This window comes from Pasteurella multocida (assembly GCF_900187275.1).
Classification (GTDB): domain Bacteria; phylum Pseudomonadota; class Gammaproteobacteria; order Enterobacterales; family Pasteurellaceae; genus Pasteurella; species Pasteurella multocida.
Map to the genome: position 1 here is coordinate 987,303 of NZ_LT906458.1, position 19,587 is coordinate 1,006,889.

At 40.6% G+C, this 19,587-nt stretch carries 17 protein-coding genes; 5 read left to right on the forward strand and 12 right to left on the reverse strand.

Going from position 1 to position 19,587, the window contains the following annotated elements:
* Positions 1-699 carry a CidB/LrgB family autolysis modulator gene (locus CKV69_RS04550; RefSeq protein ID WP_010906901.1) on the reverse strand — a complete coding sequence of 233 codons (699 nt, stop codon included), beginning with the start codon at positions 697-699 and terminating at the stop codon, positions 1-3.
* On the reverse strand, positions 696-1,106 hold the full coding sequence (locus CKV69_RS04555) for a CidA/LrgA family protein (protein ID WP_016504337.1): 411 nt from the start codon (positions 1,104-1,106) through the stop codon (positions 696-698). Before CKV69_RS04555 ends, CKV69_RS04550 begins: the two co-directional genes overlap by 4 nt.
* A gap of 129 nt (positions 1,107-1,235) precedes the next feature.
* Between CKV69_RS04555 and CKV69_RS04560 the strand changes: the two genes are divergently transcribed.
* The 3 genes from CKV69_RS04560 to CKV69_RS04570 are packed head-to-tail and all read left to right on the forward strand — an operon-like array spanning position 1,236 to position 3,300.
* A complete protein-coding gene (locus CKV69_RS04560) occupies positions 1,236-1,718 on the forward strand; it encodes a thermonuclease family protein (protein WP_014326160.1) in 483 nt (160 codons plus the stop codon).
* A gap of 1 nt (position 1,719) precedes the next feature.
* Entirely contained in the window at positions 1,720-2,919 is a 1,200-nt protein-coding gene (locus CKV69_RS04565; RefSeq protein WP_014326161.1) for a cysteine desulfurase, read from the forward strand.
* Positions 2,920-2,922: 3 nt separating this feature from the next.
* A complete protein-coding gene (locus tag CKV69_RS04570; protein ID WP_014326162.1) occupies positions 2,923-3,300 on the forward strand; it encodes a SufE family protein in 378 nt (125 codons plus the stop codon).
* A 409-nt stretch (positions 3,301-3,709) separates the two neighbouring features.
* Here the strand turns inward: CKV69_RS04570 and hldE are convergent, their stop codons facing one another.
* Entirely contained in the window at positions 3,710-5,140 is a 1,431-nt protein-coding gene (gene hldE, locus CKV69_RS04575) for a bifunctional D-glycero-beta-D-manno-heptose-7-phosphate kinase/D-glycero-beta-D-manno-heptose 1-phosphate adenylyltransferase HldE (RefSeq protein WP_005751650.1), read from the reverse strand.
* A gap of 223 nt (positions 5,141-5,363) precedes the next feature.
* Here hldE and CKV69_RS04580 point away from each other — a divergent pair, with 223 nt between their 5' ends.
* A complete protein-coding gene (locus CKV69_RS04580) occupies positions 5,364-6,305 on the forward strand; it encodes a Kdo(2)-lipid IV(A) acyltransferase (RefSeq protein ID WP_005751651.1) in 942 nt (313 codons plus the stop codon).
* Between the two features lie 98 nt (positions 6,306-6,403).
* Here the strand turns inward: CKV69_RS04580 and CKV69_RS04585 are convergent, their stop codons facing one another.
* From CKV69_RS04585 to sstT, 6 genes are read right to left on the reverse strand one after another with little or no spacing between them, the layout of a single operon-like run.
* Entirely contained in the window at positions 6,404-6,979 is a 576-nt protein-coding gene (locus CKV69_RS04585; protein WP_005756972.1) for a TorD/DmsD family molecular chaperone, read from the reverse strand.
* A complete protein-coding gene (locus tag CKV69_RS04590; RefSeq protein WP_005722748.1) occupies positions 6,969-7,583 on the reverse strand; it encodes an NAD(P)H-dependent oxidoreductase in 615 nt (204 codons plus the stop codon). The genes CKV69_RS04585 and CKV69_RS04590 overlap by 11 nt, the downstream gene beginning before the upstream one ends.
* A 5-nt stretch (positions 7,584-7,588) precedes the next feature.
* Positions 7,589-8,038, reverse strand: a complete 450-nt coding sequence (locus CKV69_RS04595) for an NfeD family protein (RefSeq protein ID WP_005716922.1) — start codon at positions 8,036-8,038, stop codon at positions 7,589-7,591.
* Between the two features lie 20 nt (positions 8,039-8,058).
* Positions 8,059-8,982, reverse strand: a complete 924-nt coding sequence (locus tag CKV69_RS04600) for an SPFH domain-containing protein (RefSeq protein ID WP_014326163.1) — start codon at positions 8,980-8,982, stop codon at positions 8,059-8,061.
* Positions 8,983-9,026: 44 nt separating this feature from the next.
* The gene (gene modF / locus CKV69_RS04605) at positions 9,027-10,478 is read right to left on the reverse strand and encodes a molybdate ABC transporter ATP-binding protein ModF (protein ID WP_014326164.1); all 1,452 of its coding nucleotides are present in this window, start codon (positions 10,476-10,478) and stop codon (positions 9,027-9,029) included.
* Positions 10,479-10,538: 60 nt separating this feature from the next.
* Complete coding sequence (sstT, locus tag CKV69_RS04610; protein WP_005722751.1) at positions 10,539-11,780, reverse strand: serine/threonine transporter SstT; 1,242 nt, start codon at positions 11,778-11,780, stop codon at positions 10,539-10,541.
* Between the two features lie 370 nt (positions 11,781-12,150).
* Here sstT and CKV69_RS04615 point away from each other — a divergent pair, with 370 nt between their 5' ends.
* Entirely contained in the window at positions 12,151-12,600 is a 450-nt protein-coding gene (locus CKV69_RS04615; RefSeq protein ID WP_014326165.1) for a S24 family peptidase, read from the forward strand.
* Between the two features lie 107 nt (positions 12,601-12,707).
* Here CKV69_RS04615 and lpdA read toward each other — a convergent pair whose 3' ends face one another.
* From lpdA to aceE, 3 genes are all read right to left on the reverse strand, one after another.
* Positions 12,708-14,126 (reverse strand): dihydrolipoyl dehydrogenase, encoded by a 1,419-nt coding sequence (lpdA, locus tag CKV69_RS04620; RefSeq protein ID WP_014326166.1) that lies wholly within the window; start codon positions 14,124-14,126, stop codon positions 12,708-12,710.
* Between the two features lie 124 nt (positions 14,127-14,250).
* The gene (aceF, locus tag CKV69_RS04625) at positions 14,251-16,149 is read right to left on the reverse strand and encodes a pyruvate dehydrogenase complex dihydrolipoyllysine-residue acetyltransferase (RefSeq protein ID WP_010906907.1); all 1,899 of its coding nucleotides are present in this window, start codon (positions 16,147-16,149) and stop codon (positions 14,251-14,253) included.
* Between the two features lie 72 nt (positions 16,150-16,221).
* A complete protein-coding gene (gene aceE, locus CKV69_RS04630) occupies positions 16,222-18,885 on the reverse strand; it encodes a pyruvate dehydrogenase (acetyl-transferring), homodimeric type (RefSeq protein WP_005754348.1) in 2,664 nt (887 codons plus the stop codon).
* Positions 18,886-19,587 lie beyond the last annotated feature (702 nt).

Here is a 19,587-nt window from a genome sequence, read left to right on the forward strand (position 1 = left end):
CTATGCCATAAAGAAATAAAGGATTTTAAAGGTGATCGGTGCAAGAATAGACGTCATAATGCCACATAATACGAGGGCAATGGAACTATAACTGCCAGCTTTTTGATCGCTTTCCATGCAAGTGACTGTACCTAAGGCATGGGAAATGGCACCAATGGCTAATCCTCGCGCTTCCGCATGTTTGACTTTTAATTTTTTTAACGTAAGCAAACCTAGTACAGAACCTTGTAATCCCGCTATCACAACCCCCACCGCAGCAATCGAGGGTATGCCACCCAATCCTTGAGACACCGCCATCGCAATAGGCGTCGTGACCGATTTCGGCAATACTGTGGCAACCATTTCTGGTGTGGCGCCTAAGTATAAGGCTAAACCAGCGCCTGAAAGCATAGAAAGCAATGAAGCCAAGCATGTTATCAATAAAATATTTTTCCAATAACGACTAATTTGATGTAACTGTTCATATAATGGTACGGCAAGCGCGACAATACTGATACCTAATAAATTATTTAAGGGCGCATTGCCTTGTAAATAATCATCATAAGAAATGTCAATGGTTAACAAGATGACCACGAGCAAGGTCACAGTTAAAACAAAGGAATTGAATAAAATCGATTTCCAATGTCGGCTGATTTTCACCGCCACTGCGAAGGCAAGCAACGTTAAAAAAGAATAACCATACAGACTCCAATTCATCATACTTTCTCCGCTTGTTTTCTGGCGACTTTTTTACGTAAATGAGAAAAAGAGCTTAAGGAAAATAAATAATCTGAAAGTAAACCGACAACAATCAATGTTAAGAAAGTGCTTACAATATTAGGTAATAACAAGACGTTCATTTGGCTAAATAACACATCCGCATATTTTATCACCCCAACACTCACTGGCACGAATAATAGTGCCATATAACGAATTAATAAACTGGCTGAACATAACACCCAATCTAACTTAATTATCCTAAACGTTAACCCCAAAAATAACAGTAACAATCCCCAAATACTGGCAGGAATACCAATATTAAGATGATGTGCAATCCACTCACCGATGAATAACATCAAATACAAAATCCCGCATGAACGAGCTAAATCAACTATTTTCCGAGTCATTTTTACTCCATCGTTGTTGACAATAAAACACATTGTCTTAATAAAAATGAGGGAATATTTTACTCCCATTTTGTTTCTTTTGTTAGTTTTTAGGTAGAATATGTGCATTTTATAAGGATTTTTCATAATATGTATAAAAAATTAGCGCTTATCACCCTGTGTTGTCTATGTTTTACACACTGCAGTCAAGCCAGTCGTTCGATACCTTGTCAGGTGATTGGTATTACCGATGGCGACACGTTAACTTGTCTATTACAAAACAAGAAATCGCTTCGTGTTCGCTTAGCTGAAATTGATGCGCCAGAAAAAAACCAACCTTTCGGTACGAAATCAAAACAATTTCTCGCGAAATTAGTCTATAAAAAGCCGGTACAATTCCGCATTTTAGGTAAAGACCACTACCAACGCACTTTAGCTGTTGTTTATAATGCACAGCACGAAAATGTGAATATCGAAATGGTGAAATCTGGTATGGCTTGGGCATATCCGCGTTATAATCACGATCCAATGTATTTGCGCGCGCAACAAGCCGCCATGAAAGCCCGTCTTGGATTATGGCAAGACACTCACCCAATCCCTCCTGAGCAATGGCGCAGACAAAAGAGAAAATAAGATGGCATTTAATCCAAGTGTATTTAAACAACATTTTCCTTACCTCCAACAAGCGGATGCGGTTGTCTATTTAGACAGTGCTGCCACGGCATTAAAGCCACAAGTGCTGACTGATGCGACGATTGCCTTTTATCAATCTGCTGGATCCGTACATCGTAGTCAATATGATGAAAAACAGACCGCACTTTTTGAACAAGCAAGAGAAAATGTGAAAAACTTCATTGGTGCAGAATCTGAAGAAACGATTATTTGGACATCGGGGACAACGCATGCTATCAATTGCGTTGCAAGAGGGTTATCTCATCAACTGCATCCTAAAGCTGAAATTATCATTAGCGAAGCGGACCATCATGCTAATTTTGTTACTTGGTCTGAAATCGCGCGTCAATATGGCGCAACCTTGCATATTTTACCGATTAATGAGCAATGGTTGATTGAAGAACAGGATCTTATTGCTGTACTCAATACCAATACCGTATTGGTTGCATTGAATATGGTTTCTAATGTAACTGGAACGGAGCAACCTGTCGCCAATTTAATTAAACTGATTCGACAACACAGTCATGCGTTGGTACTCGTCGACGCGGCACAAGCGATTAGCCATTTACCTATCGACTTACAAAGGTTAGATGCGGATTTTATTGCCTTCTCAGCGCATAAACTCTATGGTCCGAATGGACTTGGTGTGTTAAGTGGGAAACGTCATGCCCTTGAACAACTTCAGCCCCTGTTGTACGGTGGGAAAATGGTAGAACGAGTATCTGCACAACACATCCGTTTTGCCGAACTACCTTATCGCCTTGAGGCTGGCACGCCAAATATTGCAGGTGTGATTGGTTTTAATGCTGTCTTAGAATGGTTAAGCCAGTGGGACTTAGCTGCTGCCGAGCAACATGCCATTGCTTTGGCAGAGCAATGTAAAATGCGATTAAAAAATTACCCACACTGCCAGTTATTTTTATCACCGCAACCGAGCAGCATCGCTTGTTTTGTGTTTAACGGTATAGCCACCTCTGACATCGCCACATTGCTCGCTGAACAAAATATAGCCTTACGCGCAGGTGAACACTGCGCCCAACCTTATTTAGCGCGCTTAGGACAGCACAGCACTTTGCGGCTTTCCTTTGCACCTTATAACCAACAAGCGGATGTTGATGCGTTTTTCTCTGCCCTTGACAACGCTTTAGCCTTATTAGATTAAATGATGAAAGAACAACTCCTTAACGCAAAAAGCTGGGAAGAACGTTACCGCCTGATTATCCAAGCCGGCAAACAGCTACCATTCCCCACAGAACAACAACTCGCCGAGATGCAACCGATTTCAGGTTGTGAGACGAAAGTCTGGTTTAAAATTACTGGAAAAAATGACCGCACTTTTGATTTTCAAGCTTACAGCGAAGCCCGTATTATTAATGGATTATTGTGGATTTTACTGCAAGAAATTCAGGGTAAAACAGTCAAACAACTCAAGCAGTTTGATTTAACTGCCTATTTCACTGAATTGGGCATTGCACAACGGTTAAGCAGCACAAGGTTAAATGGACTAAAACAGATTGAAAAATTGTTACATCAGCTAGAGTAAAAGTGTGGCTGAGATTAAAAAGGGCGGTGTATTTTAAAAAAAATTTCATCCCCCAAAAGTGACTTTCCCCCTTTCCCTTATTTTTCGCTGTAGCGGTTGCGTTCACGTTTAAACCACACTTTCCTTGTTTGAGCATGGCTTGCTAAGCGAGTTTGGAAAGCGGGTGCCAAACGTTAGCAACAAGTGAAGGAAAAAAAATTACGGAGTGCTTTCTTTTGCCTACTTTTTCCTTTACACAAGCAAAGAAAAACTAACTCGCTGATCGGGCACCCAATATTGTTTAACCTGAAAAAAAGGCTCTTTTCCCATCATAATTGATAACACGACCCTGTTTTAATCTCATAAAAAAGGCAAACATAACTGTTTGCCCTTTCCCCAAATAGGTATGATGATGAAATCAAATTCAATCTTAATCTTTTAACTGCTGAATCTTACTGATCACATTACTGGTTGAACAACCATTTTCAAAGTTTAATACTTTTACATCACCACCACTCGCCCAAACTTCTTGGCTACCGGCGATGTCTTCTGGTTTGTAATCACCACCTTTCACCAATAAATCAGGTAATACTTCAGCAATTAAACGTTGTGGAGTGTCTTCATGGAACGCCACTAACCAATCGACTGAAGATAAGCCTGCCAATACTGCCATACGAGATTGAAGGTCATTAATTGGGCGGGTTTCACCTTTTAGGCGTTTGACTGAGTCATCGCTGTTCACTGCGACAATTAAGCGATCGCCCAATTTACGTGCGTTTTCGAGGTAAGACACATGTCCCGGGTGAAGAATGTCAAAACAGCCATTAGTCATCACAATTTTCTCACCACGCGCCTTCGCTTGTGCCACTACGCGTTTCAGTTCGGCTTCGCTCATAATACCAAATCCAGTATTAGAACGACCGTGAATTGCATTTTCTAATTCCACCGTAGAAACGGTTGAGGTCCCTAATTTACCCACGACAATCCCTGCTGCGACATTGGCTAAATAGCAGGCTTCTTCAAACGAACGACCATCCGCTAAGCCTGTGGCTAACACACTAATCACCGTATCTCCCGCCCCGGTCACATCAAATACTTCTTTCGCTTCGGTGGCTAAATGAAATGCCGGTTGATTTGGACGCAATAACGTCATGCCTTTTTCAGAACGTGTCACTAAAAGCGCACTCAGGTCGATCTGCTCAATTAATTTCAACCCTTTTTCGATAATCTCTTCTTCAGAATCACACTTCCCAACCACCGCTTCAAATTCAGACATATTCGGTGTTAATAAGGTTGCCCCACGATAACGTTCAAAATCGGTTCCTTTCGGATCAATTAACACGGGAATATTGGCTTGGCGTGCAAGTTGAATCATTTTTTGCACTTGATTTAAGGTGCCTTTACCATAATCGGATAACACTAATGCGCCATAATTTTGTAACGCACTGTCTAATTTTTGCAATAACGCATCGCTCGTCACATTTTGGAAGTCTTCTTCAAAATCTAAGCGTAATAATTGTTGATGGCGGGACAAAATACGTAATTTTGTAATGGTAGGATGAGTATGTAATTGTACAAAATCACATTCAATACGGCTTTTGGCTAATAAACTTTCTAAGGCAAGACCGGTTTCATCTCGTCCCGTTAAGCCCAATAATTTTACTGGCACATTTAACGCAGCGATATTCATCGCAACGTTGGCTGCCCCACCTGCACGTTCTTCGTTATCTTGTACACGTACCACAGGAACTGGTGCTTCTGGTGAAATGCGATTTGTCGCCCCAAACCAATAACGATCAAGCATTACATCGCCCAATACCAACACTTTTGCTTGTTTAAATTCTGCGGAATATTGAAACATTTTCGTTCTCTCTTAATAAAAAATTACTTAATTTTAGCACAGGAAAACACCAATTTCCCCTTAAAATCCAATAAATTGCACGACTTTTTATTACATGACTTTCCTAATTATTACATAACTAGTAATATTCACGCCCTATTTATGCGATAATTCGTAATATGATTACAAGTTGAGTTATGTTTTCTCATTCTCAATTTATTACTGAAGATACTCAAGCAATTTTATGGCGAACGATAAACTCCCAACATTTCAAAAAAGATTTCTAAAACCAAAACACTGGGGATTTTGGTTAGGCGTTGCTTTATGGCGTCTGATCGTATGTTTACCCTACCCGATTTTACACAAACTCGGGAACGGACTAGGCTGGTTACTCGCAAAATCAACAGTAGGTCAACGTCGCGCCAACATTGCACGTCGCAATTTACAGCTTTGTTTTCCCCACTATTCTGCGGATCAAATTGAAACCTTATTACATGCGAATTTAAAAGCCACCGGCATGGCGATTATTGAAACGGGTATGGCTTGGTTTTGGTCTGATGCAAGAATAAAAAAATGGTCAAAAATCGAAGGACTTGAATACTTAAAAGAATATAAACAAGATGGTGTGATTCTTGTTGGGGTACATTTCCTAACCTTAGAATTGGGCGCCCGTATTGTTGGCTTGCATCAACCGGGCATAGGGGTTTACCGCCCGAATGACAATCCTTTAATGGACTGGTTACAAGTGCAAGGTCGCTTACGTTCTAATAAAGATCTGCTCGATCGTAAAGATTTACGTGGCATGATTCGTGCGTTACGCCAAGGTGAAATTATTTGGTATGCGCCTGATCATGATTATGGACGTAAAAATGCGGTCTTTGTACCCTTTTTTGCTGTCCCTGATGCAGCGACTACAACGGGGAGCTATTATTTATTAAAATCCTCACCAACAAGTAAGGTGATCCCTTTTGCTCCATTACGCAATAGCGATGGGTCGGGTTATACCGTCAAAATCTCCCCCCCAGTGGATTTTTCCGATATTACAGATGAAACTCGTATTGCCACGCGCATGAACCAAGTCGTAGAAACGGAAATTATGAAAGGAGTGGAACAATATATGTGGCTACACCGCCGTTTTAAAACACGACCTGATGAAAATCAGCCAAGTTTATATGATGAGGAATAAGACCCCATCGTTCTTATGCGACAAAAAGTGCGGTGAGTTTTGGACAAAAATTAGAAGCAGCGTCGTAACGCTGCTTTTTTAGCATGACAAGAAAATGCTTATACGGCTTGCTCGCTCGCTTCTTCTAATTCGTCCGCCATCGCTGCCAACATCTCTTTCGACAGAAGTGCTAAGGCACGATAAAAAGGCAAGCTTGCCTTACTTTCCACTTGAGTAAGAAATTGGCTGGCACAAGGCAATAAGAATTGTTCAAACAACTGATGTTGTGCCGCCACAGAATCAAGGTTATCTTCAATCCACGAGGCAGTTAGTAAAAGTAATGCAAAATGATCCGCACTTTCTAACGCTGGCATACCACGTTGTTGTCTAAAGTTTACAAATTCTTCAACGGAAACCGCATAATCGCTGATTTTAGTACTAACTTGTGGCGTGTCTCCCGTAAATAACTTGTCATATTCTTTACTTAATGCGTTTAAATCTAACGGCATTTGCACACTATTAATCGCTTGTTGGCTTTGATTGTCCAGTTCAAGTGCCCAGATTTCGCTAAGTCCTTGCTGCTGTAACCAAGCAAACACATTAGCTAAAATCGGATCATTTGGTGCACGATAAAACAAATTGCCAAACAAGCGACTTAGCATAGAAAAAGCGTTAAGTTGGTTTTCAGTTGTCATGCTTTCTCTCTAAAAGTGCGGTTAAATTTTCTTGCGTTTTCTCACTGACCCTTTGCAACATAGCGTGACGCGCGTGATCATCAATCAAATGAATATCACCAAACAGCTCATGCTGAATATCAGTGATGCCACAATAATTGAATAATCCGTCCACTAAACAATCTTTCAGCGATTGTGCAAACCCCATATTTTGATAAATCTCTACGTTATTGCCAATCGTGATAAAGTGTTGCATTTTTTTACCACCTAATAAGCCTACAGATTGTTCATTTTCAGTTTTATAAGCAAAACCATAGCTTAATACACGATCCAAATACCCTTTCAGGATCGCAGGAAAGCCCATCCACCATAATGGATAAACCAAGGTGATTAAATTCGCTTGTTCAATGAGTTGATGCTCAAACTTGACTTCAGCAGGAATGATCTCTTGGTAAACCGCTTGCATTTCCTCCCAAGATAAAATGGGATTGAAATTGAGCGTGTACAAATCTCGTACCACGGTGTGCACGTCTAACTGTTGGCTAGCCTGCAAAGTAGCTTCCAAAATCGCCCGATTAAAACTCGTTTGGCTATTTGGATGGGCAAAAATAATCAGATGATGCATAATCTTTAATTCACTTTTTTCACTTTTAACGTAATACCATCCACTTGGTGCACTTCAACTAAATCACCGACCTGTAAATCCGTGCCTTGAATGCGCCACGTCGTATCGCCAAAATGCCCACGTCCAATGCCATTAGCCGCGATTTCTTGCACAGTACCTCTTGTGCCTAGCATCGCGTGATCACGTTGATTTAATGACGAATGTAACTGATCACTTTTGTCTTGACCATGCTGATATTTCCACCATGACACACTCAAAATAATCGCTAAAATCGCATAGCTAATAGCTAAAACGGTTAACGATAAGCTTGGTATCAGTGCCATCACACCAGCAATCACAATGGCGGCTAATCCCCACCAAAGTAAAAACACCCCTGGGATCACTAATTCAGCAATTAATAAAACAAAACCTAAAATAAGCCAATGCCAAAGGCTCCAAGTGGAAAACCATTCCATATTTACCTCACCGACAGTGATTAAGCTTTTTTATCGCCTTTTAATAACTCAGCTACACCCGCAATAGACCCGATTAAATTGCCCGCTTCGAGTGGCATTAACACCACTTTACTGTTTTCTGAACCACCAATTTCTTTTAAAGCTTCAGTATATTTTTGTGCAATAAAGTAGTTAATTGCTTTCGTGTCCCCACTCGCAATCGCCTCAGACACCATTTGTGTCGCACGGGCTTCTGCTTCAGCAGCACGTTCACGAGCTTCAGCTTGTAAGAAGGCTTCTTGACGTTCCCCTTCTGCTTTTAAGATACGAGCTTGTTTATCCCCTTCAGCACGTAAAATTTCCGCTTGACGTACCCCTTCTGCTTCCAAAATATCCGCACGTTTGTTACGTTCTGCTTTCATTTGTGCGTTCATCGCCGCGATCAATTCTTGTGGTGGACGCACATCACGAATTTCAATACGGGTCACTTTAATACCCCAAGGATTAGTGGCTTCATCAACAATGGATAACAAGCGGCTATTAATGGAATCACGTTGTGATAACATTTCATCTAACTCCATTGACCCTAACACAGTACGAATATTGGTCATGGTTAAATTAATAATCGCTTGTTCTAAATGATTCACTTCATAAGCCGCGTTACGTGCATCAATCACTTGCACAAAACAAACCGCATCAATCGACACATTCGCGTTATCTTTCGAAATGACTTCTTGAGAAGGAATATCCAGCACTTGTTCCATCATATTGATACGGCGACCAACGCGGTCAATAAAAGGCACCACAAAATTCAAACCTGGTGTCAATGTGAGAGTGTAGCGACCAAAACGTTCAATCGTCCAGTGATACCCCTGTGGAACGGTTTTTAAAGTGGAATACAAAACAAAAATTACCAATACAATAAAGAAAATCGTCGCGATTGGTAAACCATTAATAAAGTCCATTGCTGTTCTCCTTAGTAAGTCAATATCACAAAAAGTCTAACAAATCAGAGCGTACTTTGTATATAAGAATATTGATTATTATCTGCTATAAATTCAAAACGATGTGTCATGCAATTTGGCGCGTCCTGATCTTGATGGGAAACAAATATCAGCTGGGTTTGGCTGTTTACTACCAGTTGTTCAATAAACTGTTTTACCAGCTTACGATTCACCCCATCCAATCCCTGAAAAGGTTCATCTAAAATCAATATTGGTGGATGTTTCACCATGGCTCTAGCTATCAACAAAAGTCGTTGTTGTCCCCAAGACAAGGAACGAAACGGGGCTTTCGCCAGTGTTGCAAGATGTAAACGTGTCAACCATTGCATAGCCTTCAAACGCAGTGCCTCTGATACCTGTTGATACACGCCAATACTATCAAAAAAGCCCGAGAGAATAACATCTAATGCGCTACAATTCACTCGGTAATCCATATGCAACTGACTACTCACATAGCCTATTTTTTGTTTAATATCCCAAATGGTTTCACCGCTACCACGTTGTTGACCAAATAATACTACATGATTCGCATAAGATTGCGGATGATCACCCGTCAGCACAGACAATAGCGTCGATTTTCCTGCACCATTTGGTCCTTTAATCCACCAATGTTGTTTTGGTTCAACTGTCCAAGTTAATGCACTGAGAATCTTTTTATCACCATATTGAATATTGACGTTTTTTAACTCAAAAGGATTGATCTCTGTCGGCAAATGTATTGGCGTACCAAAAGGTGTCGGCAAAGGTTCATTCCGCGCATTTTCGGCATAATACAACTGTTGAAATAAACTTTGCTGCTCAATGTATTGGCGTTCGCCTTGCAAAACTAACTCTCGATTATCCAAAATCGCAATATGAGTCGCCTGTGTCGGAATATCAGAGAAACGATTGATGATCAGCATTAATGTCATTTTCTCTTTTAATCTCTCCAATAAATGCCGCCAGTCTTGCACTGACTGCTGGTCTAATCCTTCAAAGGGTTCATCTAAGATCAAGAGATCAGGTTGACTCACTAACGCTTGGCATAACAAGACTTTACGGCTTTCCCCTGTAGACAGGTGAATAAAAGGGCGATCTAATAAAGACGTAATCTGTAAGATTTCCGCATATTTCTCACAAGCCGCTGTCGCTGAAGTGCCATTTAATATGGTTTCTTGTGCACTTTTACCAAAATCATCGGGGCTTATTCCATCATGATTGCGATCCTTAAAAGTAGCTTCAATAATATGTTGTTGTTTTTCAAAGGACAATAATGCTACCTGCCGGAATGAATGGCAATATTCACCATGCTCTAGTGCTAATTGCTGCTGCAGTGCAAGCGCAAAAGCAGTTTTTCCACTACCATTACTCCCCACGACAGCCCAAAATTGCCCCGCGGATAAACAAAATTGAGGAATATACAAATATTGATGTTGATGTAATTTAAATTTTGCTTCTTTAAGCTGTAAACTGCACATCCATCCTCCGATAAAAAAAGCGGATAAATATCCGCTTTCTATTCACTAAATAACCGTTCGTTAAACTTGTTTATTTTCTTCTGCAATACAGGCTGCTGCAGTAAATAGCACATCCGTTGAAGAGTTTAATGCAGTTTCAGTAGAGTCTTGTAAAATACCGATAATGAACCCCACCCCGATCATTTGTGCAGCGACATCATCAGAAACCCCAAATAAGCTACAAGCTAACGGAATCAATAATAAAGATCCCCCCGCAACACCAGAGGCACCGCAAGCACAAATACTGGCAACGACACTCAATAACAAGGCACTAAAGAAAGAAATCTGAATATCTAAAGTATGTACCGCGGCTAACGTAAGAATCGTTACAGTAATCGCAGCACCTGCCATATTAATAGTCGCGCCTAATGGAATGGAAACCGAATAGGTTTCTTCATCTAAATTCAAGCGTTTAGCAAGATTGATGTTAACTGGAATGTTAGCTGCTGAGCTACGAGTGAAAAATGCCGTTAAACCACTTTCACGTACGCAGGTCCACACTAATGGATAAGGATTACGGCGAATTTTCCAGTAAACCAAAATTGGGTTCACTACAAAAGCAACAAATAGCATCGTACCAACTAATACGGCTAATAAATGAATATAACCACCGAGCGCCACTAATCCTTTATCTGCCAAGGTTTCACTGACTAAACCGAACACACCGATTGGGGCAAAGGCAATAATCACATACACAATTTTCGATACAGCTTCTGCTAGATCTGACACCATCGTTTTTGTACTTTCTGATGCATGACGTAGGGCTAATCCCAAACCAATTGACCAAGCGAGCACGCCAACGAAATTCGCTTTAAAGAGCGCATTTAATGGATTATCAACCACATTGAAGACTAAAGTTAATAGTACCTGACCAACACCTTGTGGTGCAGACGTCATATCTTCTTTTGTGGCTAATGCCACTTCACTTGGGAATAAGAAGCCCGCAATAACAGCTGAAAGTGCGGCTAAAAATGTCCCCAAAAGATACAATACAATAATGGATTTCATATTGCTTTTCGCACCAATTTTTTTATTTGCAATTGCCGCCATGACAAGGACAAAAATTAAAATCGGTGCAACCGCACGTAATGAGCGAACAAAAATGGTGCCTAATACCCCAACTTTTTCCGCTAAATTAAAACCAAGCACGTTTTGTAATGTCGGCGTAACGAGCGCAACAAGCAAACCTAAGATAAGACCAATAAAAATACGTTTCACCAAATTACCTTGGAAAAACAAACTAAATAAACGAGATGTATTCATAATTAAATCACGTAATCTTGTGCGAATGCACTTATTGTAAAAAATTTAGACCAAATGTTTGATCCCCCTAACGGTGCTAAAGATAGCTTACTTTTTCATTAAAGAAAATATCATTTTTATATTTCCAGTATATTGACAAATATTCATTAAAAATAATTGCCATATTATTAGAAAATATCTTATTTACCCCGACTTTATTTGAATAAAAATCAATCAAAAGCAATCGATTGCACAAAACAAATCGATCACTTTACAAACAGAAAAAGTCTAATTTTTTTTCACTAACCATGAGATCCCCTCTTGACAAGCTGTATATAACAACAGTATATTTCACCTGTATAAATAACCAGTTAAAATAAAGAGGGATAAGATGAATGGCATAAACAACACTGTGGCTCAACATGATTATTTATTATCTTACCGTCCTATGCCACTTTACGAGGACATCCAACAATCTCACTTAAATTTCAGTAAAAAGCTGGATCTCAATCTTTACTGTGTTAAACGCCCACAACAAACCTGCTTTATTCGTGTAACCAATCCGAATATGCTTGCTTGGGGAATTGAAGTTGATGACATGCTAGTAGTAGAAAAAAACGAAAGCTTATCTGTGGGCGATCTGATTGTTCTTGATATCAATGGGCAATTCCATATTTATGAATTTATGCTTCAGCAAAATAATGAATACGTTTTCTTTGCCTTAGATTCGACTCAGAGCAACATTAAAACCAATCACTGGCAGAGTTTACCAATTGTTGGCACTGTCACCAGTACTATTCATCAAATTAAACCAAAACGCAATATGGCGTTTGCGGCATAAGCATAACGTCTCATAAATAAAAAAGTGCGGTTAAACTTTTAAAAGTTTGACCGCACAGCTATTTCGTTTAAAAACTTTTGTTACTTATCAGTTTCAACAAAAACGTATTATTTTTTCTTCGCTTTTGGATTTGGTAAGTCAGTAATTGACCCTTCAAATACTTCTGCTGCAAGACCAACAGACTCGTGTAATGTTGGGTGAGCATGGATCGTTAAGGCTAAATCTTCCGCATCACAACCCATTTCGATAGCAAGACCGATTTCACCTAACAATTCACCACCATTCGTCCCGACGATTGCGCCACCGATAACACGATGTGTATTTTTATCAAAGATCAATTTTGTCATGCCATCTGCACAGTCAGATGCAATCGCACGACCTGAGGCAGCCCAAGGGAATTTCGCTACTTCATAAGCGATACCTTCCGCTTTACATTCTTTCTCAGTTTTACCCACCCAAGCCACTTCAGGTTCCGTATACGCAATAGATGGAATCACTTTTGGATCGAAGTAATGTTTCATGCCTGCAATCACTTCTGCTGCGACATGACCTTCATGAACACCTTTGTGTGCTAACATTGGTTGACCCACGATATCACCAATGGCGAAAATGTGAGGCACATTGGTACGCATTTGTTTGTCGGTACGAATGAAACCACGATCATCTACTTCAACACCCGCAACACCGGCATCAATCAATTTACCATTTGGTACACGACCAATCGCCACTAATACAGCATCATAACGACGAGTTTCAGAAGCTTTACCTTCCATTGAAACATAAATACCATCTTCTTTTGCTTCAACCGCAGTCACTTTCGTTTCTAATAATAAATTGAATTTCTTCGCGACGCGTTTGGTGTAGATTTGAACCATGTCTTTATCCGCAGCCGGGATCACTTGGTCAAACATTTCGACTACATCAATTTTTGAGCCTAATGCATGGTAAACCGTTCCCATTTCTAGACCGATAATACCACCACCCATGATAAGTAAATTCTCTGGCACTTCTTTTAATTTAAGTGCATCTGTGGAGTCCCAAATACGTGGATCTTCATGTGGAATAAATGGTAATTGAATTGGACGCGATCCTGCCGCAATAATCGCATGATCAAACTTGATCGTCGTTTCCCCTTCTTCGCCCGCAACAATAATCGTATTTGGACCAGAGAATTTACCATAGCCGTTCACTACTTGCACTTTACGTTGTTTAGCCATACCCGCTAAACCACCCGTTAACTGGTTAATGACTTTTTCTTTCCAACCACGGATTTTGTTTACATCTGTGCTTGGCTCACCGAACACGATACCATGCTCTGCAAGCGCTTTGGCTTCTTCAATCACTTTCGCCACGTGTAATAAGGCTTTTGACGGGATACAACCCACGTTTAAACATACGCCACCTAACGTAGCATAACGTTCAACAATCACGGTTTCTAAACCTAAATCTGCACAACGGAATGCGGCGGAATAACCCGCAGGACCCGCACCTAATACCACAACCTGAGTTTTAATTTCTTTATTCATTTTAACCTCGTTAAAGAATGCGATGCATTTTATCAAAAGATAGGCGATTTTAGACCGCACTTTCACACCACATTTGGGTTGATTAATGATGTCCGCTCGGCAATTTACCGAACGGACAGTGCGATTACATAACTAAACGACGAAGATCAGATAACACGCCATTGATATAGCTAATGAAACGTGCGCCATCTGCACCATCGATCACACGGTGGTCGAAAGACAATGATAATGGCAACATTAAGCGTGGCGTAAATTCTTTACCGTTCCAAACTGGCGCCATTTCTGATTTAGACACACCTAGAATTGCGACTTCTGGCGCATTCACGATTGGCGCAAAGTGTGTCGTACCTAAGCCCCCTAAGCTTGAAATCGTGAAACAACCCCCTTGCATATCCGAAGCGGTTAATTTGCCGTCACGTGCTTTTTTCGACACTTCCATTAATTCACGAGAAAGTTCGATAATGCCTTTTTTGTTGACATCTTTAAAGACAGGCACGACTAAGCCGTTTGGTGTATCCACTGCCACACCAATATTGACATATTTTTTCAAGGTTAAACGTTGACCATCTTCAGAAATCGAGCTATTAAAACGTGGATACGCTTCTAATGCTTTGGCAGCCGCTTTCATGATAAACACCACTGGCGTGATTTTCACACCCCATTTTTGTTTTTCCGCTAACACATTTTGTTCTTTACGGAACGCTTCTAAGTCAGTAATATCGGCACGATCGAAATGTGTAACATGCGGGATCATCACCCAGTTACGGTGTAAGTTTGCACCCGAAATTTTGTTAATACGGGTGAGTTCTACTTCTTCCACTTCACCAAACTTGCTGAAATCCACTTTCGGCCATGGCAATAAGCCTAAGCCTGCACCATTTGCTACACCGCTGCCCGCTGGCGCTGCAGATACAGAACCTGATTCAACCGCTTTGATTGCTGCTTTCACATATGCTTGAACGTCTTCTTTTAAGATACGACCTTTACGACCAGTACCTTTCACTTTATCGAGGTTCACACCAAATTCACGTGCTAAACGACGTACAACCGGTGTGGCATAAGCAAATACAGAACTACCTGTTACTTCTGCATCACCCGCTGGCGCGCTTGCAACCGGTGCTGGCGTTGCTGCTTGTGGTGCTGCCGCTTGTGCAGCAGGTGCAGGTTGTGCTGGTGCTGCTGAAGGTGCGGCTCCCGCTACTTCAAAGCGCATAATTAATGAACCCGTAGAGACTTTGTCGCCAGATTTCACTAAAATTTCTTTTACCACACCGGCAAATGGCGCAGGCACTTCCATTGAAGCTTTATCACCTTCAACAGTAATTAATGATTGTTCTTCTGTGATCGTGTCACCCACGTTCACCATGATTTCCGTCACGTTGACTTCGTCACCACCAATATCTGGCACGTTCACATCTTTTACCGCACTTTGTGCAGGTGCTGATGGCGCAGCTGTTGGCGCTTGTGCTGGTGTCGCTACTGCTGGCGCATCACCCGTTTCAAATTTCATAATCAATGATCCTGTTGATACTTTGTCACCAACATTGATTAGAATTTCTTTAACAACACCTGCGATTGGGGCTGGGACTTCCATTGAGGCTTTATCACCTTCTACATTGATGATCGATTGCTCAACCTCAACTTTATCACCCACTTTGACCATGATTTCTGTCACGTTAACTTCATCACCACCAATATCGGGGACATGTACTTCAACCACTGCGCTTGCTGCTGGCGCTGGCGCAGATACTGGTGCTGTTTCAGCTTTTGGCGTTTCAGCAGGTTTTGCATCACCCGTTTCTAACACAAACATCGGTGAACCCGTTGACACTTTGTCACCCACTTTCACTAACACTTCTTTGATCACACCCGCTTCTGGTGAAGGGACTTCCATTGAGGCTTTATCACCTTCTACATTGATTACGCTTTGATCAACTGCAACCGTATCACCCGCTTTTACCATGACTTCTGTCACAGTCACTTCATCACCACCAATATCTGGTACTTGAATTTGTTTTGACATGTTTTTTTATCCTCCAATCATTCCATAACATGCTCCCTGATATCAGGGAGCTGGAATGTTAATCCTATTTACTTAGGCGTAAAGTGGGTTCACTTTATCTGCATCAATACCGTATTTTTGAATAGCGTCTGCAACCACTTTCTTATCGATAGTACCTTGTTTCGCCAATTCAGATAATGCTGCGATTGCCACATAACGAGCATCCACTTCAAAGTGCTCACGTAGGTTTTCACGGCTATCTGAACGACCAAAACCATCTGTACCTAATACACGATAGCTTGCTGCTGGCACATAAGCACGAACTTGTTCTGCAAATAATTTCATGTAGTCTGTTGCAGCAACAGCAGGCGCATCATTCATTACTTGTGCAATGTAAGGTACACGTGCTTTGGCTTCTGGATGTAATAAGTTCCAACGATCTGCATCAGCACCTTCACGTGCTACTTCTGTGAATGACGGTACACTATACACATCTGAAGTGACACCAAAGTCATTAGCTAACAACTGTGCTGCTTCGCGAACATGACGTAAGATTGCACCAGAACCTAATAACTGAACTTTACCTTTACCTTGACCGGTTACGGTTTCAAACTTATAGATACCTTTACGGATACCTTCTTCCGCACCTTTTGGCATAGCCGGTTGGTCATAAGTTTCGTTCAATGTGGTGATATAGTAGTAAATGTTCTCTTGTTCTGGTCCATACATACGACGTACGCCGTCTTGCATGATAACCGCAACCTCAAAAGCAAATGCTGGGTCATAAGAGATACAGTTAGGGATAGTTAATGATTGAATATGGCTGTGACCATCTTCATGTTGTAAACCTTCACCATTTAATGTTGTACGACCCGATGTCCCACCAATCATGAAACCACGTGCTTGTTGGTCACCCGCGGCCCACATTAAGTCACCAATACGTTGGAAACCAAACATGGAGTAGTACACATAGAATGGAATCATTGGGAAATCATTTGTTGAGTAAGAAGTAGCCGCAGCTAACCAAGAAGCGGTTGCACCTTGCTCATTGATCCCTTCTTGTAACACTTGACCATCAATGGCTTCACGGTAGTAAGATACTTGCTCGCGATCTTGCGGGGTATAGTTTTGACCATACGGGTTGTAAATACCGATTTGACGGAATAAGCCTTCCATACCAAATGTACGTGCTTCGTCTGCCAGAATTGGCACGATACGTTTACCCACAGATTTGTTTTTCAATAATACGTTTAGTGAACGTACAAATGCCATCGTTGTTGAAATTGGACGGGCTTGAGCTTCAAATAATTGTGCAAACTCCTCTAATTCCGGCACCTCTAATTGTTCCGTGAAACGTGGTAAACGGGTTGGCAAATAACCTTGTAACGCTTGACGACGTTCGTGAAGGTATTTGTACTCTTCAGAACCTTCTGCAAATTTAATGTATGGTAAATTTTCAATATCCGCATCAGCAATATCAATGTTAAAGCGATCACGAACGTGTTTCACGCCTGACATATCCATTTTCTTCACTTGGTGAGCAATGTTTTTCCCTTCAGCAGCTTCACCCATACCATAACCTTTAATGGTTTTCACAAGTAAAACAACAGGTTTCCCTTTCACTTGTTTTGCTTTATTGAAGGCAGCGAATATTTTTAATGGATCGTGACCACCACGATTTAATGCCCAGATTTCATCATCTGTCATTTCAGCCACTAAGGCTTCTGTTTCTGGATAACGACCAAAGAAGTGTTTACGAACGTAAGCACCATCTTTTGCTTTCATGGTTTGATAGTCACCATCAACCACTTCCATCATTAATTGTAATAATTTACCTGAGGTATCACGTTGTAATAAACGATCCCAACGACGGCCCCAAATCACTTTAATCACTTCCCAGCCTGCGCCGTTGAATAAACCTTCTAATTCTTGGATGATTTTGCCGTTACCTGTTACGGGACCGTCTAAACGTTGTAAGTTACAGTTAATCACAAACACAAGGTTGTCTAACTTTTCACGCGCTGCCACAGAAATCGCACCACGCGATTCGACTTCATCCATTTCACCATCACCTAAGAAGGCATAAACAGTTTGATCAGCAGTATCTTTTAAGCCACGGTTGTGTAAATATTTTAAGAAACGCGCTTGGTAAATGGCATTCAATGGTCCTAGACCCATGGACACGGTTGGGAACTGCCAGAATTCAGGCATTAATTTCGGATGCGGATAGGAAGAAAGCCCTTTACCGTGAACTTCTTGACGGAAGTTATCCATTTGTTCTTCAGTTAAACGACCTTCTAAGAATGCACGGGCATAAATGCCTGGTGAGATATGACCTTGGAAGAAAACTAAGTCACCACCATTTTTCGCGGAACGCGCTTTAAAGAAGTGGTTAAAACAGACTTCATAAATAGTTGCAGAAGATTGGAAAGAAGACATATGTCCACCTAATTCCAAATCTTTTTTCGAAGCACGCAATACCATCATAATCGCATTCCAACGAATTGCACCGCGGATACGTCTTTCTAAGTCTAAATTGCCTGGATAGTTTGGTTCTTCTGAAGCTGGAATGGTATTGATGTAGTCAGTGGTGATACCTGTTGGTAAAGAAACATTGTTGGCTCGAGCGTGTTGCATTAATTGCTCAATAATATATTGTGCGCGTTCAACACCTTCTTCGCGAATGACCGCATCAATAGCTAACAACCAATCATTAGTTTCGACTGGATCTACGTCATTCTTTAACATATCTGACATAGTCTTTTCCTTATTTGTTAAGTTAAAAGTAAGCTTAATCTTAAGTTAAGATTAAACAATGAATTAATCACGAAATATGTAAAATTGAATATAATTTACACAAAATTCAATTAAAAGAAAATTGCTTCACAAATTTTTAACAAATTTTGTAAATATTATTAGATTTTTTTAGAGAAAGATAGTTATTTCTCTCGCAAAAGACAAAAAATGAGACATTGATAGCACTTTCATATACAGATAGAGACGTATCAGATAGTCGCTCTTTTATCATGAATATTTTCCGTCAATGCGCTGAATTCACACGACTATTATAGCCGCTAATCAGATTAAAGATAGCGACTAACATACAACACAGACCTGCATCAAAATTACTCACAATGCACTTCGTAAAACAAAGCAGTTATCCTCTATCTTCCTCATGACTTGAAAAACACATGTGGATATCTATCATTACACCGCATCATAAACCATGATACAAAAATAGTTAAAACAGAATACCGGCATAATTTACCTTGTTACATTCAAGATGACTACTTTAAGAAGTACAATTTATGATCTCACTCTCATTTTTTTAAACATGAACTGTCAGGTTTAGACTGTTAGCATGATGACGGTATTGATTAAATCACAAGAAATAATGAGACAAATAAAAAAGTCCACCTTAACAAATAAAGGCAGACTTTCTTACAAAATAGACAATAA

What these genes read in the sequence shown, in the direction of transcription:
- CKV69_RS04550 (WP_010906901.1), bottom strand. Translation starts at nt 699, where the DNA reads ATGATGAATTGGAGTCTGTATGGTTATTCTTTTTTAACGTTGCTTGCC.
- CKV69_RS04555 (WP_016504337.1), bottom strand. Translation starts at nt 1,106, where the DNA reads ATGACTCGGAAAATAGTTGATTTAGCTCGTTCATGCGGGATTTTGTAT.
- CKV69_RS04560 (WP_014326160.1), top strand. Translation starts at nt 1,236, where the DNA reads ATGTATAAAAAATTAGCGCTTATCACCCTGTGTTGTCTATGTTTTACA.
- CKV69_RS04565 (WP_014326161.1), top strand. Translation starts at nt 1,720, where the DNA reads ATGGCATTTAATCCAAGTGTATTTAAACAACATTTTCCTTACCTCCAA.
- CKV69_RS04570 (WP_014326162.1), top strand. Translation starts at nt 2,923, where the DNA reads ATGAAAGAACAACTCCTTAACGCAAAAAGCTGGGAAGAACGTTACCGC.
- hldE (WP_005751650.1), bottom strand. Translation starts at nt 5,140, where the DNA reads ATGTTTCAATATTCCGCAGAATTTAAACAAGCAAAAGTGTTGGTATTG.
- CKV69_RS04580 (WP_005751651.1), top strand. Translation starts at nt 5,364, where the DNA reads ATGGCGAACGATAAACTCCCAACATTTCAAAAAAGATTTCTAAAACCA.
- CKV69_RS04585 (WP_005756972.1), bottom strand. Translation starts at nt 6,979, where the DNA reads ATGACAACTGAAAACCAACTTAACGCTTTTTCTATGCTAAGTCGCTTG.
- CKV69_RS04590 (WP_005722748.1), bottom strand. Translation starts at nt 7,583, where the DNA reads ATGCATCATCTGATTATTTTTGCCCATCCAAATAGCCAAACGAGTTTT.
- CKV69_RS04595 (WP_005716922.1), bottom strand. Translation starts at nt 8,038, where the DNA reads ATGGAATGGTTTTCCACTTGGAGCCTTTGGCATTGGCTTATTTTAGGT.
- CKV69_RS04600 (WP_014326163.1), bottom strand. Translation starts at nt 8,982, where the DNA reads ATGGACTTTATTAATGGTTTACCAATCGCGACGATTTTCTTTATTGTA.
- modF (WP_014326164.1), bottom strand. Translation starts at nt 10,478, where the DNA reads ATGTGCAGTTTACAGCTTAAAGAAGCAAAATTTAAATTACATCAACAT.
- sstT (WP_005722751.1), bottom strand. Translation starts at nt 11,780, where the DNA reads ATGAATACATCTCGTTTATTTAGTTTGTTTTTCCAAGGTAATTTGGTG.
- CKV69_RS04615 (WP_014326165.1), top strand. Translation starts at nt 12,151, where the DNA reads ATGAATGGCATAAACAACACTGTGGCTCAACATGATTATTTATTATCT.
- lpdA (WP_014326166.1), bottom strand. Translation starts at nt 14,126, where the DNA reads ATGAATAAAGAAATTAAAACTCAGGTTGTGGTATTAGGTGCGGGTCCT.
- aceF (WP_010906907.1), bottom strand. Translation starts at nt 16,149, where the DNA reads ATGTCAAAACAAATTCAAGTACCAGATATTGGTGGTGATGAAGTGACT.
- aceE (WP_005754348.1), bottom strand. Translation starts at nt 18,885, where the DNA reads ATGTCAGATATGTTAAAGAATGACGTAGATCCAGTCGAAACTAATGAT.